Source organism: Streptomyces sp. NPDC004542, assembly GCF_040610035.1.
Classification (GTDB): domain Bacteria; phylum Actinomycetota; class Actinomycetes; order Streptomycetales; family Streptomycetaceae; genus Streptomyces.
This window is the reverse complement of record NZ_JBEXLP010000070.1, coordinates 23,542-37,341: the sequence shown is the minus strand read 5'-3', so window position 1 is coordinate 37,341 and position 13,800 is coordinate 23,542. Positions and strand designations below refer to the sequence as shown.

At 70.4% G+C, this 13,800-nt stretch carries 15 protein-coding genes and 4 pseudogenes; 7 read left to right on the top strand and 12 right to left on the bottom strand.

What is annotated here, in order from left to right; translation table 11 throughout:
* Positions 1-130: 130 nt before the first annotated feature.
* Positions 131-436 (top strand): annotated as a pseudogene (locus tag ABZX30_RS28735) (DUF488 domain-containing protein); the annotation flags it as partial.
* Positions 437-595: 159 nt separating this feature from the next.
* On the opposite strand, the gene msrA reads toward ABZX30_RS28735, so the two are convergent.
* The 3 genes from msrA to ABZX30_RS28720 form a co-directional block, all read right to left on the bottom strand.
* A complete protein-coding gene (gene msrA / locus ABZX30_RS28730) occupies positions 596-1,117 on the bottom strand; it encodes a peptide-methionine (S)-S-oxide reductase MsrA (RefSeq protein ID WP_355938445.1) in 522 nt (173 codons plus the stop codon).
* 291 nt (positions 1,118-1,408) lie between these two features.
* On the bottom strand, positions 1,409-1,969 hold the full coding sequence (locus tag ABZX30_RS28725) for a DUF6174 domain-containing protein (protein WP_355938443.1): 561 nt from the start codon (positions 1,967-1,969) through the stop codon (positions 1,409-1,411).
* A gap of 70 nt (positions 1,970-2,039) precedes the next feature.
* A complete protein-coding gene (locus ABZX30_RS28720; RefSeq protein ID WP_355938442.1) occupies positions 2,040-2,384 on the bottom strand; it encodes a hypothetical protein in 345 nt (114 codons plus the stop codon).
* Here ABZX30_RS28720 and ABZX30_RS28715 point away from each other — a divergent pair.
* The 3 genes from ABZX30_RS28715 to ABZX30_RS28705 all read left to right on the top strand — a co-directional run bounded on the left by ABZX30_RS28715 (position 2,353) and on the right by ABZX30_RS28705 (position 4,378).
* Positions 2,353-3,279, top strand: coding sequence for a homoserine O-acetyltransferase (locus ABZX30_RS28715; protein WP_355938440.1), 927 nt, complete (start codon positions 2,353-2,355; stop codon positions 3,277-3,279). The genes ABZX30_RS28720 and ABZX30_RS28715 overlap by 32 nt on opposite strands.
* A 235-nt stretch (positions 3,280-3,514) precedes the next feature.
* Positions 3,515-3,598 (top strand): putative leader peptide, encoded by an 84-nt coding sequence (locus tag ABZX30_RS28710; protein ID WP_351237255.1) that lies wholly within the window; start codon positions 3,515-3,517, stop codon positions 3,596-3,598.
* Between the two features lie 216 nt (positions 3,599-3,814).
* Entirely contained in the window at positions 3,815-4,378 is a 564-nt protein-coding gene (locus ABZX30_RS28705; protein WP_355938438.1) for a winged helix-turn-helix domain-containing protein, read from the top strand.
* 327 nt (positions 4,379-4,705) lie between these two features.
* Here ABZX30_RS28705 and ABZX30_RS28700 read toward each other — a convergent pair whose 3' ends face one another.
* From ABZX30_RS28700 to ABZX30_RS28660, 9 genes and pseudogenes are all read right to left on the bottom strand, one after another.
* Complete coding sequence (locus ABZX30_RS28700; RefSeq protein WP_355938436.1) at positions 4,706-5,581, bottom strand: glutathione S-transferase C-terminal domain-containing protein; 876 nt, start codon at positions 5,579-5,581, stop codon at positions 4,706-4,708.
* 98 nt (positions 5,582-5,679) lie between these two features.
* On the bottom strand, positions 5,680-5,835 hold the full coding sequence (locus tag ABZX30_RS28695) for a hypothetical protein (RefSeq protein ID WP_355938435.1): 156 nt from the start codon (positions 5,833-5,835) through the stop codon (positions 5,680-5,682).
* A 224-nt stretch (positions 5,836-6,059) separates the two neighbouring features.
* A pseudogene (locus tag ABZX30_RS28690) lies at positions 6,060-6,265 on the bottom strand (dimethyl sulfone monooxygenase SfnG); the annotation flags it as partial.
* Positions 6,266-6,296: 31 nt separating this feature from the next.
* Positions 6,297-7,445, bottom strand: coding sequence for an LLM class flavin-dependent oxidoreductase (locus ABZX30_RS28685; protein WP_355938434.1), 1,149 nt, complete (start codon positions 7,443-7,445; stop codon positions 6,297-6,299).
* Positions 7,438-8,529 (bottom strand): LLM class flavin-dependent oxidoreductase, encoded by a 1,092-nt coding sequence (locus ABZX30_RS28680; protein WP_355938433.1) that lies wholly within the window; start codon positions 8,527-8,529, stop codon positions 7,438-7,440. Before ABZX30_RS28680 ends, ABZX30_RS28685 begins: the two co-directional genes overlap by 8 nt.
* Positions 8,526-9,902 (bottom strand): NtaA/DmoA family FMN-dependent monooxygenase, encoded by a 1,377-nt coding sequence (locus tag ABZX30_RS28675; RefSeq protein ID WP_355938431.1) that lies wholly within the window; start codon positions 9,900-9,902, stop codon positions 8,526-8,528. The genes ABZX30_RS28680 and ABZX30_RS28675 overlap by 4 nt, the downstream gene beginning before the upstream one ends.
* 20 nt (positions 9,903-9,922) lie before the next feature.
* The gene (locus ABZX30_RS28670; RefSeq protein ID WP_355938429.1) at positions 9,923-11,137 is read right to left on the bottom strand and encodes an LLM class flavin-dependent oxidoreductase; all 1,215 of its coding nucleotides are present in this window, start codon (positions 11,135-11,137) and stop codon (positions 9,923-9,925) included.
* Between the two features lie 75 nt (positions 11,138-11,212).
* Positions 11,213-11,299, bottom strand: coding sequence for a putative leader peptide (locus tag ABZX30_RS28665; RefSeq protein WP_324605925.1), 87 nt, complete (start codon positions 11,297-11,299; stop codon positions 11,213-11,215).
* A 46-nt stretch (positions 11,300-11,345) separates the two neighbouring features.
* Positions 11,346-11,609 (bottom strand): annotated as a pseudogene (locus tag ABZX30_RS28660) (GNAT family N-acetyltransferase); the annotation flags it as partial.
* Between ABZX30_RS28660 and ABZX30_RS28655 the strand changes: the two are divergent.
* The 3 genes and pseudogenes from ABZX30_RS28655 to ABZX30_RS28645 all read left to right on the top strand — a co-directional run.
* Positions 11,610-11,836, top strand: a pseudogene (locus ABZX30_RS28655) (F420-dependent methylene-tetrahydromethanopterin reductase); the annotation flags it as partial.
* A 104-nt stretch (positions 11,837-11,940) separates the two neighbouring features.
* The gene (locus tag ABZX30_RS28650; protein ID WP_355938427.1) at positions 11,941-12,864 is read left to right on the top strand and encodes an LLM class F420-dependent oxidoreductase; all 924 of its coding nucleotides are present in this window, start codon (positions 11,941-11,943) and stop codon (positions 12,862-12,864) included.
* A 62-nt stretch (positions 12,865-12,926) separates the two neighbouring features.
* Entirely contained in the window at positions 12,927-13,751 is an 825-nt protein-coding gene (locus tag ABZX30_RS28645; RefSeq protein WP_355938425.1) for a DUF1684 domain-containing protein, read from the top strand.
* Positions 13,752-13,800: the final 49 nt, after the last annotated feature.

Here is a 13,800-nt window from a genome sequence, read left to right as displayed (position 1 = left end):
GGTGATGGTCAGGGCGACCCAGTAGGAGCGGGGCACCGGGATGATCGAGACCAGGGCCTGGGCGATGCAAGGCCGCCGCGAGGGCGCGCCCACCCCGCACCGGGAAACACGCCGTAGGAAGTCCGGCACCGTGAACACACTCCTGGTGACTTTCGGGCACGGCACCGCCGGCCGCGACCGGATCGGCGAGTTGCTGCGCCGCGCCGGCGTCAGCGCCGGCGTGGACGTGCGCACCGCGCGGGGCAGCCGTCGCCATCCGGACGTGTCCCGGCAGCGGCTGACGGAATGGATGCCGCGCACCGGGATCGCCTACCGGTGGGAGCCCGCCCTCGGCGGCTTCCGCAAAGCACCGCCCGACAGCCCTGACACCGTCTGGCGCAACGCCTCCTTCCGCGGTTACGCCGCCCATACCCGCTCGCCCGAGTTCGTCACCGCGAACCCGCGTCGGCTGAGGCCGAACCGCTCGCGTGCCGGGCGTGCGGACCGGTGCAGGGCGTGATCAGCGTGAGCGTGCGGTCCCCCTCCCCGAGCTCGGAGCGTCGTGGAGGGGGACCGTGCAGACCACGGACTGCGGACGGCCGGCGCGGCCGGCGGTTCAGCTCGCCGGGGACGAGGTCCGGCGCGGCAACTTCCAGTTCGGTCGCGGGAAGTGGCAGGTGTAGCCGTTCGGGTAACGCTCCAGATAGTCCTGGTGCTCGGGCTCGGCCTCCCAGAAGTCGCCCACGGGCTCGACCTCGGTGACCACCTTGCCCGGCCACAGGCCACTGGCCTCGACGTCCGCGATGGTGTCCAGGGCGACCCGGTGCTGTTCCTCGTCGGTGTAGAAGACGGCGGACCGGTAGCTGCGCCCGATGTCGTTGCCCTGGCGGTCCTTCGTGGTCGGGTCGTGGATCTGGAAGAAGAACTCCAGGATGTCCCGGTAGCTCGTCGTCATGGGATCGAAGAGGATCTCGATGGCCTCCGCGTGGTCACCATGATTGCGGTACGTGGCGTTCGGCGTGTCACCGCCGCTGTACCCGACGCGGGTGGACACCACACCCGGCTGCTTGCGCATCAGGTCCTGCATGCCCCAGAAGCAACCGCCCGCCAGCACGGCTCGCTCGGTTTGCGATGTCATCGGTTGCTCCCTCACGATCGAGCCGCTGTGCGGCGTCGTTCACGTACGGTTCTCACGTTCACCCAGCTTATAACTACCGGCCGGTAACCCCGGCCGCCCGCTTCACCGTGCGGCGTTCCGCCACTCGCGGCCCGGCACGGCGGTGACGGTTCCTCGCCAAGAACCCTGCCGCGGCTCCGACGTCCTGCGTCCGCCTGCCACCCGGGCAACGGGTAGCCCGGTGCGCCTACGTCGAGATCGCGCACGACCTGGCCAACGTGCCCAGCGGCGCCATCCCGCGCCGGCTGGGCTTCACCGAAGTCGGGCGGGAGCCGGCGGCGGCTCCTGCGGGCACCGGGACAGAGCTCGTCTGGCGGTTGAACCGTCGCACTCCTGCGCATAGGAGCTGATGGTGTACAGGGCTTCGTCGTCGATCGCGTTCTTGTCCTGGTCAAGGGAGATCCGCACGGGGTGCCCGTCGGCGGCGTAGTCCGCCTCCGCTGTGTCCGCGTGCTCACTGCGGGCTTGCTGAAGGCTCTTCAACAAGTCACCGAGAGTGGGTACTTGGGCTGACATGTCTCTCGCCTGCCGCCGGCTGTCCTCATCGAGCCCGACGACCTCGACCGCCCTGCCGTCGCGTACCTTCACCCGGAAGGTCCCCGCCAGGACCTGAGTGCTCGACGTCAGGGTGTAGGAGTACGCGGCGGGTTCCTCCCAGGTGCTCTCCGGCTCGTTCCCTCCGGTGGGTCCCCCGCACTCCGAGGAGCCGCACCCTGCGGTCGTGTACAGCAGGGCCCCGAGAAACGCGGCCGGGGTAGCCAGTCGGGCACGGCAACGCAGTCTGTTCATGGTGACTCCCTCGGTGTCGGTCACCGCTGTGACGCCGCGCGGCTCCGGAACGTTCACGCAGGTGTGCGGACCACCCGAGGTGTTGACCGCGCACTCACGGCGCCTGTCCGCTCTCACTCCGCAGGGCCGAGTGCATGGAGCGAGCACGGTCCAGGGACCGGCGACGCATCCAGAGCATCAGGCAGCAGAAGCCGACCGTGCCGATCGTGAAGACCAGCGGGTAGGTCCACGAACCCGTGACCACCCCGGCGGCGAGCATGAGGGCGGCGGACAGGCCCATGAAGCCCAGCCAGTACGGCAGCCCCCGGTTTCCCCGCTCCACCCGCGCCCGGTACTCCGCGACGAGCCGCCGTATGGTCGCCCGTTCTTCGGGATCTCCCGGCACCTCACGGTGCCGGAGCTTGCGGTTGAGCTCGGCGAGTCCGCGCGGACTGGACACCGACCGCTGGTTCGTCGTCGCTCCCAACGTGCTGGGCGGCTGCCAGGGCAGCACCGGACCGGCGTCCTTCACACCGGATGGACGCCACCGGGGTGGCGGCTTCCCTTTCCTGACCCAGCGCGACCAGGTGGCCGCAGAGGCGGACCTGGCCGACGCGCTGGGCATCGACCGCTGGGCACTGGTCGTCGGCGGGTCGATGGGCGGAATGCGGGCGCTGGAGTGGGCCGTGTCGCATCCGGAACGGACGCGGGCGCTCCTGCTGCTGGCCACGGCGGCCGCGGCGAGCGCGGAGCAGATCGCCTGGGCGAACATCCAGCTCCATGCCATCCGCAGCGACCCTCACTGGCGCGGCGGCAACTACCACGACGCCGGCCCCGGACTCGGCCCGCACGCGGGACTCGGCCTGGCCCGTCGCCTCGCCCACGTCACCTACCGCAGCGAACCGGAACTCCAGGTCCGTTTCGGCCGCGCGCCGCAGGGCACGGAGGATTCCTGGAACGGCGGTCGGTACCAGGTCGAGTCCTATCTCGACCACCACGCTGCCAAGCTCGTGCACCGCTTCGACGCGGGCAGCTACGTCACACTGGCAGAGGCCATGAACAGTCACGACATCGGTCGCGGTCGAGGTGGTACGCGCGCCGCCCTGAGCCGTGTGACGGCCAGGACCCTCGTCGCAGGCGTCGACTCTGACCGCCTCTATCCGCTGCCCCAGCAAGCGGAGTTGGCAGCCGCGATCCCCGCAGCGGATCACGTCCGGGTGGTCGAATCCCCGTACGGTCACGACGGCTTCCTCATCGAAGTGGAACAAGTCGCCGCACTCGTGGGCGAACTCGTCGGCTGGACGGTGCCGGGTGGCCGCGTGGTCTCGGCCTCCGGCCCTCGCCGTCGGCGGTGACGCTGTGCGGCGAAGCGGTGGTCCCGCGTCAATGTCGGCATCCTGTTCCTCACCACGGCCCGGCGCCGTGGCCGTACGCCGCCGTTGCACCGGTCCTCGCGAAGCGCCTCATGCCGCACGATCCGATGCCCTGTCCGCCGCTGCCCGCAGCCCACCTCAGTGAATTTCCCCACCATCCCTACTGATTTAGTAGAGAAACGTTGACGCCGTCGCTGCGCTCACCCACCATGGGGCCATGTCCCGCGCGCAGCTTCCCCTGGTACGCCGCCGGCACGTCGACTTCCGTCGCGTGGCCAGCGCCGTCTGCCGACGCGGCTAGGAAGCGACCGGTGCTTTGTGGCGCACCTGGTCGACCATCGCTCCTCTCTCCTTTGACGCGCAGGCCTGACAGATGGCTGAGCCGTCGCCGCACCGGGTCTCCAGCGACCTCCGATCGAACAGTCGCTCCGGCTCGCCTGGCTTTCTGCCCCTCTGGCCCGACGCCTCGACCTGCCCCCCCATACAACTCCCCATACACCGGGAAGGAACTACAGCGATGACGTCGGCACCCCCGTCTCACGCCACTCTGCTCCACGTCTCGCCGGCCGCCCCTCGCCGCCTGCGTCTTGTGCCCGAAGACACGCAAGAGGAAGGAGGGGACCGCGCAGCTCCCGACGACGGATCACCGCTCGTCGGCTATCTGGTGTTCCTTCCCAAAGGTGTCGACCCGGCCGCACTCTTCGCCGACGCAGGACTGCGGCCACAGATCCACCCGGTCGCCTCCGACGCCATACCGCTCCTGACGCGCACGCCGGACCCGTCGGTCCCGGCCGGTGACCCGATCCGTATCGACACCGAGCGCCATGTCGCCGAACTGGAGGGAGAGGAACTCGACCTCACTTACCTGGAGTTCGCCCTGCTGGCCCAGCTCGTGATTCATCCGCATCGAGTCCACACACGCGAACAGTTGGTCGAGCACGTGTGGGGACACACCCACTGGGGGGACGGACGCACCGTCGACGTGCACATCGCACGTCTGCGCCGAAAGCTGGGGGCGGTCCACCGGCAGCGGATCGTCACTGTGCGACGCGTGGGGTACAAGTACGTGCCCGCCGCCTGAGACGGCCGTCCGGGGCGGTTCCGCGATCGGGACGACCAGCCAGTGGTAATCCGGGTCGTCAGTGCTACTCGGGGTTTCGTGAGACGCGGCGACGGCCCGTCTGCGCGACGCCGAGCGCGTCCGCGGGGCGGTTCGCCTCGCCCGGCGGGCCCAGGAGGCCGGCCAGGTCCGACATCTGCCGACGCGGACGCATCCATGCCGGAAAGGGCTGCTCGCGCCGGTATCAGCCATGCGACGGGCTGTTACGCAGCGGGGCGGGGGGGTGCAGCGGAGGCGGTATTGCAGTTGCGCGAAACAACCGCAGGCCAGGCGCGCGGCCGCATCAGATCAGCCGGGCTGTCGCACGACCTCTGGCTCCTTGCGAGGTGCGCACGCCATCCAGTCCACGATCTGTACCGCCGCCCCGGTGGCCTCTGTGCCACGGCAGTGGGCGTGGTGCCTGCGGGCGATGCCGTCCAGATCGAGGTGGGATCCGAAGGCGGGGTGTGCCGCCAGCCGCCGTGCGTACGCCCACACGCGGGGGTGCTCGGTGATGCGGTGCACCGCGGTGGCGTCCAGGTGGTGGCGGTGCACCGTGTCCAGCTGCACGAGAGCCACCCACAACTGGACTTCACCGAGCGTGAGTTCACCGCCCAGCACGTGCTCCTGGGAGGCGAGTTTCCACTCCAGCACATCCAGCGTGCGCAGCAGGGTGGCCAGTGCGGTGTCGCGTACCGCCGGGCCGCCATCGGACTGCCCGGCGCGCTGGGCGGCCCGGGTGATGCCCTGCTCGCAGAGTCGGCCAACGGTCTCGATGGCCTTCTCGGCACCGCGGGGGTAGAGATCGGGACCATGTCCACCGAACCGCCGAGCCAGGTCGCGCAGGATGTCGGTGGTGTGGGTGCTGACGATCGTTCCGGTCCAGTTGTCGCTCAGGACCGGCGCCACGGCCGGTCCGGGGTGCTGGTGAGAACTGGATTCGTACAGCGGGCACAGTGCCAGGTGTCCGCCGTCCGAGGCGTCGGGCAGGGCGGGCAGCAGCGTGACCGGGAGGGTGTCGTCGAGGCCGAGCAGGCTGTGCGTGATGGCGATCTGCAGGCAGTGCGGACAGGACAACGAGAGGTGGAGTCGGTAGCGCTGCGGCGCGGCGTAGTAGCCGCTGCGCGCGTCACAGCCGATCCTGCTCCGGAAGGACGGCACTGCTGTCGGGGATGTGGCGGACATGCGTCTTCCTGGGGTGCTCGGTCGCAGGCATACGGGCATACGGGGACGACGGCTCGCGGCGGCTTCGGCACGGCCGGGATGCGGTGCTGGCGTGAGGATCAGGCGTGGGTGGGCGTGGAGCCTTCACCGTGCGGGGAACTCGCCGCACTGCACACGCGCAGGAGGTCGATGTGGCGCCGGGACGTCAGCAGGGGCAGCGGACGGACGGCGATGCGGACGGCTCGACGGCCGAGATCCAGCACAGAACAGTCCATCTTTCCCTACCGATTCACTATGATTTCCTGTACCGGAGTGTCGGGCCACGGCCGGGCCCCGTCAAGTGGGCGCGTTCCACCCGCGCCAGAACGTCTCGCCACATGAGAAGGCCCGCCGGACCACCCGTGCGATCAGGCCACGCGGTCGGTCTCACGGGCAGCGAGCGGCGCGCGGACCGCCTCGACGGCAGCGCCGAAAGGCCGAACTCCCATGCGGGCCGCGGTCAGGCGTGGGCGGCGGCAGGCTCGGACGCGGCTTCCTCTGCCTCCAGCTCGCGCACCAGGGGCAGCACCCGCTTGCCGAAGCACTCGACCTCTCCAGGTAGTGCAGGAAGCCGAGGAGGAAGAGCTCCACGCCGAGCCGTTTGTAGGCGACGATCCGCTCGGCGATCTGCTCAGGGGGGCCGATCAGACGTGTGCGGAAGCCGTCGCGTGCAGCCGGTCAGTGGGGGTCTCGAACATCAGCTCGACTGCAAAGAGTGACCCCGTCGGCGCCATTCCTCCGCGAGCAGTTCGTATGAACGGACCCGGTCCCTGTGGTCGTGAGTGATGGTCGTGATGAGCAGCTCGTCCGCGCCCGTGCCCGCCTGGAGTTGTTCCAACTGGTCGGCCACCCGGCCCGGTGAGCCCACGAACTGGGTGTCGAGGCGGTCTTGGACGAGGGCCCGGTCCTCGTCGGTCCATGGGTGGGCACGCGCTTCCTCCGGCGTCGGGTACTCGATGGCGCCCTCGGCGGTGCGGATGCTGCGGACCCACGGGCCGTAGCCGGTGGCGAGTGCGCGGGCAGTGGCGTCGTCCTCGGCGACGACGACGTCCGCCGATACGCTGACGTACGGCTTGTCGAGGAACTCGGAAGGCTGGAAGAAGGACCGGTAACCCTCCACCGCCTCCAGGACCGTGGCCGGGCTGACGTGGTAGTTCGCCGCGAACCGTAGACCGCCCCGGCCCGCGACAGCGGCGCTCTGACAGCCGCTGCTGCCCAGGATCCACACCTCCACGTCGGCGCCCTCCCCCGGCACGACGTGCGCCTCGACGCCCTCCGGGGAGCGGTAGGTGCCTGCGAGCAGGGCGAGGATGTCGTCGATCTGCTCGGCGTAGTCCTGTGACTCGGCGCCCGGCAGGAGAAGCAGCCTGCGCTGCAGCGCGATGCGGGGTGACCCGAGCAGATGCTCGAAGGAGAAGCGGGGCGGGATCAACAGGCCGTTCGGGGTGCGGCCGTCGACGACCGGGGTCGCCGTCGGCAACGGTGCGGCCGGCTGTCCCGACGGGCGGCCGCCCGAGCGGCCCAGGCCCAGATCGAAGCGGCCCGGGTGCAGCGCGTCGAGCAGGCCGAACTCCTCCACCGTGGACAGCGCCGTGCGGTGCCCGAGCTGCACGGCCCCGGAACCGAGCCGGATGGTGGAGGTGGCGGATGCGGTCAGGGCCAGGACGACTGCGGGGGACGTGCCGGCCACGCCCGGATTGAGGTGGTGCTCGGCGAACCAGTAGCGGGCATATCCGAAGCGCTCGGCCTGCTGTGCGAGGTCGATGGAGTTGCGCAGGGCATCGGCTGCCGTCGAGCCGGAGGCGATCGGGACCAGGTCGAGAACGCCAAGGGCAATATCAGACATGGACGGACTCCTGGGTGAGCGGTGGCGCCGGATGCACGGGTCCCCACACGAACGGCGGGTCCGGGATCTCGCGGCGCAGCACGGGGGCGGCCTTGGACTGGAACAGCTCGAGGGAGGCACGGTGCTGGGACTCCGTCAGCCCGCTCGCGTCGGCGTGCAGGTGGAGCACGGTGTGCCCGAACTGTTCGTGGTAGCGGTGCACCTTGTCGATGACCTGTTGCGGGCTGCCGATCAGAGCGGAGCTGCGTTCGGCGAAGTCCTCCAGGGTCTCGAAGACGACCGGCAGGCCGGCCTTCTTGAAGAACGCCAGGTTGGACTCGAAGACCGGCCGGTACGCGGCCAGCGCCTCCTGGGAGGTGGGCGCGACGTAGATGCCCGCCGTGCCCGCGCCGACGGCGATCTGCGCCGGGTCGTGGCCGTAGTGCTCCCACCGCTCGCGGTAGTGGCGGATCAACTCGGCATACGGCTCGATGGGGTTGGTGACGTTCGCCGAGAACAGCGGGTCGCCGTAGCGGGCCGCCAGATCCACGGACTCCTTGCTGGTCGCGCTGCCGTGCCAGACCCGGACCGGCCGCTGATACGGCCGCGGCCACACCTCGGCGTCCGTCAGCGGGGGACGGAAGCGGGTGTCGGCGGTGACCTTGTCCTGACGCCAGATCTTCCGGAAGACCTCGTAACTCTCGGCGTTGCGGTCCCACTGGTCCTCGGGCGTGACGTGGAACAGGTCGCGCTGAGCGGCGCCGTTGCCCTTGCCGATGATCAGGTCGAGGCGCCCGTTGGACAGGTGGTCGAGGGTGGCGTAGTCCTCATATGCCCGGACCGGGTCCAGCAGGCTGAGCGTCGTGACGGCCGTGAACAGGCGGATGCGCTTCGTCAGGGCGGCCACATGGCTGAGTACGACGGTCGGTGAGGAAGAGATGAACGGCCGCTCGTGGCGCTCCCCCACGCCGAAGCCGTCGAAGCCGAGCTCCTCGGCGAGCAGCGCGTTGTCGAGGACGTCGCGGAAGCGCTCGTGGGTCGACTTCCGCACCCCGGTGACCGGGTCCGGCCGGTGCACGATCAAGGTGATCGCGAGGAACTTCACGACGCCACCCGCTCGTTCGACGCCTCGTCCGGGTGGGCGAGGCCCAGGTGGTGGCGGAGGGTCGGGCCCTCGTACTCGGTGCGGAAGACGCCCTGTTCCTGTAGGAGCGGTACGACCTTGTCGGCGAAGTCGTCCAGACCGGTGGGGGTGATGTGCGGAACGAGGATGAAGCCGTCACTCGCGTCCGCCTGGACGTACTCGTTGATGGTCCGGGCGACGGTCGCCGGGGAGCCGATGAAGTTCTGCCGGGTGCCGGTCTCGATGACGAGGTCGCGGATGGACCAGTTGTTCGCGGCGGCCAGCTCGCGCCACTCGCGCGCGGTGGCCAGCGGGTCGCGGTACATGCGCACCTGGGCGCGGCCCTTGGAGATGTGGTCGTCGCTGACGTCCGGGTCAATGTCGGGCAGCGGGCCCTCCGGGTCGTACGAGGACAGGTCCCGGTTCCAGACGAACTCCAGGTGCTTGAGGGCCGTGGCCCCGCTGACCTGCTGGCGACGCACCTCGTTGGCCAGCTCCTCGGCCTCCGCGTCGGTGTCGGCGAGGACGAAGGTCGCGGCGGGCAGGATCAGCAACTGGTCATGTCGGCGGCCGTACTTGGCCAGGCGGTTCTTGACGTCTGTATAGAAGGCCCGGCCCTCCTTGAGGGTGGCGTACCGGCTGAAAATGGCGTCGGCGCCGGAGGCGGCGAACTCGCGGCCCTCGTCGGAGTCTCCGGCCTGGAAGACGACCGGTCGGCCCTGTGGGGAGCGCGGCACGTTGAACTGGCCGTGGATGTCGAAGTGCTGGCCGGTGTGGACGAAGGAGCCGGCCTTCGCGTCCCGCAGGAAGACGCCGGTCACCCGGTCGGCGATGATCTCGTCGCCGTGCCACGAGTCGAAGAGCTCGTGGGCGGTGGTGAGGAACTCCTTGGCGCGGGAGTAGCGCTCCTCCTGCGGCAGGAAGCCGCCGCGGCGGAAGTTCTCGCCGGTGAAGGCGTCCCAGGAGGTGACGACGTTCCAGGCCGAGCGACCGCCGGAAAGGTGGTCGAGGCTGGCGAACTGGCGGGCCACCTCGTACGGCTCGTTGAAGGTGGAGTTTATGGTGCCGGTCAGACCGAGGTGCTCGGTGGCGGCAGCCAGCGCGGCGAGGATCGTGAAGGTGTCGGGGCGGCCGACCACGTCCAAGTCGTATATCTTGCAGCCCTGTTCACGCAGCCTGAGCCCCTCGGCGAGGAACAGGAAGTCGAACTTGGCGCGTTCGGCGGTCTGCGCGAAGTGGACGAAGGAACTGAACTCGATATGGCTGCCGGCCTTCGGATCGCTCCACACAGTGGTGTTGTTGACGCCGGGGAAGTGTGCGGCGAGATGGATCTGCTTCAGCGGCTTGCTGCTCATGTCGGTGCGGTCCTTCCGGCTCAGGCGATGGCTGCGGCGTAGCGGTTGGCGGGGCGGGCGAGGCCCAGCAGGCCGCGCAGGGTGTCGGCCTCGTAGGCGGTGCGGAAGGCGCCCCGGCGCTGGAGTTCGGGGACCAGGCCCCGGGTGATGGCCGGCAGGTCGTGTCCGGCGACGGCGGGACGCAGCCGGAAGCCGCTCAGCCCCTCCGCCGCCAACTCCTGCATCACGTCGGCGAGTTCGGCGGGCGAACCGGCGAAGATGCGCGCGTCGCTGGTGTACGGCTCCCCCGCGAGGGCGTCGAGGCGGGCGCGCCGGTCCTCGGCAGCGGCCTGGTCGTCGTCCAGGAAGACCACCAAGTCGCCGAAGACGTGCACGATGTCGCCGACCCGCCCGGCGGCCTCCTGCTCGGCGCGGATCTCGGCGACGATCGCACGGGCCTGCTGGGCGTCGTGCGGGGTGACGTAGCCGACGTCGGCCTGGCGGGCCACGAGCCGGTACGGAACGGTCTGGTGGGCGAGGGCGGTCACCAGCGGCTGGCCCTGCGGCGGGCGCGGGGTGACGGAGGGGCCCTTGACGCTGAAGTGCCGGCCCTCGAAGTCGATGTAGTGCAGCTTCTCCCGGTCGATGAAGCGGCCGGTGGCCACGTCCCGGATCTCCGCGTCGTCCTCCCAGCTGTCCCACAGCCGGCGCACGACCTCGACGTAGTCGGCGGCCTCGTCGAAGTGCTCGGTGAGCCGCTGCTGCCCGGCGGGGGTCTGCGACTCCTCCAGGCTGATCGGCGGGAAGGTGCGCCGGCCGAAGTGGTCGGCGTCGTGCGGGCGGGCGCTGATCTGCACCCGCAGGCCCGCGCGGCCGGAGCTCACGTAGTCGAGGGTGGCGATCGCCTTGGAGATGTGGAACGGCTCCGTGTGGGTGGTGATCACGGTCGGGAGCAGGCCGATGTGCCGGGTCAGGGGCGCGATGCGGGACGCGGTCAGGACGGCGTCCAGGCGGCCGCGGACCTGGTCGGTGCGGCCGTCCGGCTCGCCGTAGTGCGAGGACTGAAGGCCGAGCCCGTCCTCGAAGGTGACGAAGTCGAGCAGGCCGCGCTCGGCCTCGGCGACCAGGTCGGCCCAGTATTCGGCGGTGAACAGGTCCCCGGGGCGGGCGACTTGCTCGCGCCAGGAGGCGCGGTGCCAGCCGGTGCCGTTGAGGGCGACGGCGAGGTGCAGAGGGGAAGCGGGAGTTGAGGACACGAGGGTGCCTTCCTGGAGGTCCGTACGAGATCGCCGGCCCTCGGACATGGGGCGAACGGCGGCTGAAAAACGGGGTCAGGAACAACAGAGGGCGCCGGCCACGCGCTGAAGGTCGATATGGGGCCGGCTGTGGAGGCGGACGGCACGGGGTACACGTGTCACGCGGCCCACCTCCGAGTCATCGCCTTCGACAAGGACAACGGCACGACTATGCCGTTTCTTCCAGGACGGCGGCTTCGGTCTGCCGTACAAGTGAGAAGACCGTACGGCGGCGCAGGGTGAAGCCGATCGACTCGTACAGCCGGATCGCGTTCGCGTTGTCGGCCCTGGCGTGCAGGAAGGGCTGCTCGCCGCGCTCCTTGATGCCGGCCGCGACGGCGCGGACGAGGCGGGTGGCCAGACCCCGGCCGCGATACGCCGGGTCGGTGCACACGGCGCTGATCTCGGTCCAGCCGGGTGGATGGAGGCGTTTGCGGACAATTTCGCCCGCTTCGTGCGGCACGGCGCGATCGACGGCTTCAACGTCAGCCGTACCTCATCCCCGACGGCCTCGACGACATCGTCGACCTGCTCGTCCCGGAACTGCAGGAACGCGGGATCTACCCCACCGAGTACATCGGTACGACGCTCCGCGACCACCTCGGTCTGCGCGAACCCCTCACGCACCGGTCCGCGCGGGACCGACGGCAGGCTGGCTGAGCACCGGGATGGCCCTTCCACTCAGGACTGAGTACACATGACTGACAAGAAGCTGTCACACACGGACCGGAATGCGGGTTCGACAGACGCCCGTTCTGACTGACATGACTGTTGGAGTAGCGCTCAACGCGTCCGACGCGCCGAACCAGGTCGACGCCACCGTGCAACTGGCCCAGGAGGCCGCGGGCGCCGGTCTGCGGTCGGCCTGGTTCGGGCAGACCTTCGGCGCGGACTCACCCCAGCTCGCGGCGATCGTCGGACGCGAGGTGCCAGGACTGCGGGTCGGCACCTCCGCGATCCCCGTCGTCGGCCGCCACCCGCTGCTGGTCTCCAGCCAGGCCCAGACCGCCCAGGCCGCGACCCACGGCCGCTACCACCTAGGCCTGGCCCTGGGCACAAAACTGCTGAAGGAGACCGGCTTCGGCCTCCCCTTCGAACGCCCCATCGCCCGGCTGCGTGAATTCCTCACCGCCCTGCGGCAGTTGATCGAGACCGGCACGGCCGACTTCCACGGCGCACTGCTCACCGCGACCACCCCGGTCCCGGCGCGGGTACCGGGTGCCGAGAGCGGTGTCCCCCTGCTGGTCGCCGCGATGGGGCCGCAGGCGCTGCGGGTCAGCGGTGAGCTGGCGGACAGGATCCTGCCCTACCTGGCGGGACCGCGCGCCCTGGAGGAACACATCGTGCCCGCCCTGACCGCCGCGGCCGAGGCCGCCGGTCGTCCCGCGCCCAGGATCGTGGCCCTGGTGCCCGGCGTGTTCACCGACGACGTGGAGGCGGTGCGGGCCAAGGCCACCGAGAACCTCGCGTTCTACGAACAGATCCCGTCCTACGCGCGGGTCATCGAACTCTCCGGCGGCCGGCGAGCTGCCGACCTGGCCGTGATCGACGACGAGAAGACCGTCGGAGCCGAGATACGCCGTTACCGCGATGCCGGCGCCACCGAGGTCGTGTTCTCGGGCACCGAGATCGCGGGAGAAGCCGACCGCCGACGCACCTGGCCGCTCCTCGGCGAACTGGCCCGCTGAGCACGCCGGTCGGACCGACGGCCCGACCGGCCCCCCTGCACCCCCGTGACGAAGGAGAACCCATGACCACCGAGGCCACCACGACCGACTTCCGTGCCTTCACCGAGAACTGGCTGGAGTGGTACCGCGCCCAAGAGGCCAGGCTCGCCGGCCCGCACGGGTTCCTGGCGATCACCGGCCTGCACTGGCTCGACGACCGGCCCCAGCGCTTCCCGGACGCGCCCGGTGCGTGGCGTACAGGCCCCGACGGGGTCGTCGTAAACCTCGACGACGGCGAGGAGCTGGTCGTCGACGGAACGCCGGTCCACGGTGAACACCACTTCGGCGTGCTTCCCGAACGCGGCGGTGTCGACGCGGTCTGGGGAGACGCCGTCATCGAGGTCGCCAAGCGCGGCGGCAACGACATCGTGCGCCCCCGGCACCCGGACGCGCCGCTGCGCACGGCCTTCACCGGAACGCCCGCCTACGCCCCCGACCCGCGCTGGGCCGTGACGGGCCGCTACATCCCCTTCGACACGCCACGGCCGACCACCGTGGGCGCCGCGGTCGAGGGCCTTGAGCATGTGTACGACGCTCCGGGCAGGGTCGAGTTCGAGCTGGACGGGCAGCAGCTGTCGCTGACCGCGTTCCCCGGCCCTGGTGCGGGCCGGCTGATGGTGCTGTTCACCGACGCGACCTCCGGGGTCACCACCTACGCCGCCAACCGGGCCCTCGCCCTGGAGCCGCCCGCCGCCGACGGCAAGGTCGTCCTGGACTTCAACCGCGCCACCAACCTGCCGTGCGCCTACACGGACCTGGCCACCTGCCCGCTGCCCCCGGCCGAGAACCGGCTGCCGGTGGCGATCGAGGCCGGCCAGAAGATCCCCCGCGAGCGCGGCGGTTCCTGAGCCGGACCCGGTGCCGGCCCGACTGCCCCTGCAGCGCGTCGCTTTGCGG